This is a genomic window from Blautia sp. MSK17_66, assembly GCF_020538025.1.
Lineage (GTDB): Bacteria > Bacillota > Clostridia > Lachnospirales > Lachnospiraceae > Blautia_A.
Map to the genome: position 1 here is coordinate 1 of NZ_JAJBNQ010000061.1, position 2,215 is coordinate 2,215.

1 rRNA gene is annotated in these 2,215 nt (G+C 51.3%); it reads left to right on the top strand.

Features of this window, described 5'->3' with window-relative positions:
- Positions 1-92 precede the first annotated feature (92 nt).
- Positions 93-2,215: ribosomal RNA gene (locus LIR34_RS17420) — 23S ribosomal RNA — on the top strand; the annotation flags it as partial.

The following is a 2,215-nucleotide window of genomic DNA, read 5'->3' on the forward strand; positions in this document are numbered from 1 at the left end:
AAACGTAAGATAGGAAGACATCGATAATTAAATTATCAATAAGCAACGAGAATCAAAGACCGCTGATACCTACGCTAGGGTGTCAGAGCAAATGGTCAAGCAGAAAGGGCACAGGGCGGATGCCTTGGCACTAAGGGCCGAAGAAAGACGTGATAAGCTGCGATAAGCTTCGGGGAGGAGCAAATATCCATTGATCCGGAGATTTCTGAATGGGGAAACCCACATGAGCAAACCTCATGTATCCATACGCCAATCCATAACGTATGGAGGGGAACCCGGGGAACTGAAACATCTAAGTACCCGGAGGAAAAGAAAGAAAACTCGATTCCGTAAGTAGCGGCGAGCGAACGCGGAAGAGCCTAAACCAGATCGCGTGCGATCTGGGGTTACGGACTGCATTTAAGATTCTGCAATGTTAGTGGAACGGTTTTGGGAAAGCCGGCCGGAGAGGGTGAAAGCCCCGTAGACGAAAACAGAGCAGACTGAGCAGGATCCAGAGTACCGCGGGACACGAGAAACCCTGCGGGAAGTCAGGGGGACCACCCCCTAAGGCTAAATACCACTTAGTGACCGATAGCGCATAGTACTGTGAAGGAAAGGTGAAAAGGACCCCGGGAGGGGAGTGAAAGAGAACCTGAAACCCTGTGTCTACAAGCTGTGGAAGTGCTTTATATGCACAACCGCGTACTTTTTGTAGAACGGTCCGGCGAGTTGCGCTCACTGGCAAGGTTAAACACTTAAGGTGTGGAGCCGTAGGGAAACCAAGTCTTAACAGGGCCAGAGTCAGTGGGGGCAGACCCGAAACCGGGTGATCTATCCATGTCCAGGTTGAAGCTGCCGTAAGAGGCAGTGGAGGACCGAACCCACATCCGTTGAAAAGGGTGGGGATGAGGTGTGGATAGGGGAGAAATTCCAATCGAACCCGGAGATAGCTGGTTCTCCTCGAAATAGCTTTAGGGCTAGCCTTGGTAGAGATTTGCGGAGGTAGAGCACTGAATTTCCTAGGGGGCGTCAAAGCCTACCGAAGAATATCAAACTCCGAATGCCGTGTAATTGCTTACCAGGAGTCAGACTGTACGAGATAAGTTGGACAGTCAAAAGGGAAAGAGCCCAGACCTTCAGTTAAGGTCCCAAAGTGTGCGTTAAGTGGAAAAGGATGTGGGATTTCGAAGACAACCAGGATGTTGGCTCAGAAGCAGCCATACATTCAAAGAGTGCGTAATAGCTCACTGGTCGAGAGGTCCTGCGCCGAAAATGTCCGGGGCTAAAACGTACCACCGAAACTAAGGAATCCGAAAGGATTGGTAGAGGAGCATTGCATGCGGGACGAAGCAGTACCGAAAGGAGCTGTGGACTGCATGGAAGAGAGAATGCCGGAATGAGTAGCGAGATAGAGGTGAGAATCCTCTAGGCCGAATATCCAAGGTTTCCAGGGTAAAGCTGATCTGCCCTGGGTAAGTCGGGGCCTAAGGTGAGGGCGAGAGCCGTAGCCGATGGACAACAGGTGGAGATTCCTGTACTATGATATGACAGAACTGTGGGGACACGTGCAGAGAGCGGAAGCCGGGAATGGAATCCCGGTGCAAGCGAGGTACCAGTCACATTGGAAAAACCGTGTGGCAATGGGAAGACGTGATGCGGAGTGAAAAATAGTAACGAAGTCCGTGAGCTGTGCGTCAAGAAAAGCCGCTATTGTTCATACCATACCCGTACCGTAAACCGACACAGGTGGATGAGGAGAGAATCCTAAGGCCGGCGGAAGAAGCATTGTCAAGGAACTCGGCAAAATGACCCCGTAACTTCGGGAGAAGGGGTGCCACTGAAAAGTGGCCGCAGAGAATAGGCTCAAGCAACTGTTTAGCAAAAACACAGGTCTATGCGAAACCGTAAGGTGAGGTATATGGGCTGACGCCTGCCCGGTGCTGGAAGGTTAAGAGGAGAGGTTAGCGCAAGCGAAGCTTTGAATTTAAGCCCCAGTAAACGGCGGCCGTAACTATAACGGTCCTAAGGTAGCGAAATTCCTTGTCGGGTAAGTTCCGACCCGCACGAAAGGCGTAATGATTTGAGCGCTGTCTCGACAATGCATCCGGTGAAATTGAAGTACCAGTGAAGATGCTGGTTACCTGCGCCAGGACGGAAAGACCCCATGGAGCTTTACTCCAGTTTGGTACTGGGATCCGGTACTGCATGTACAGGATAGGTGGGAGGCTGTGAA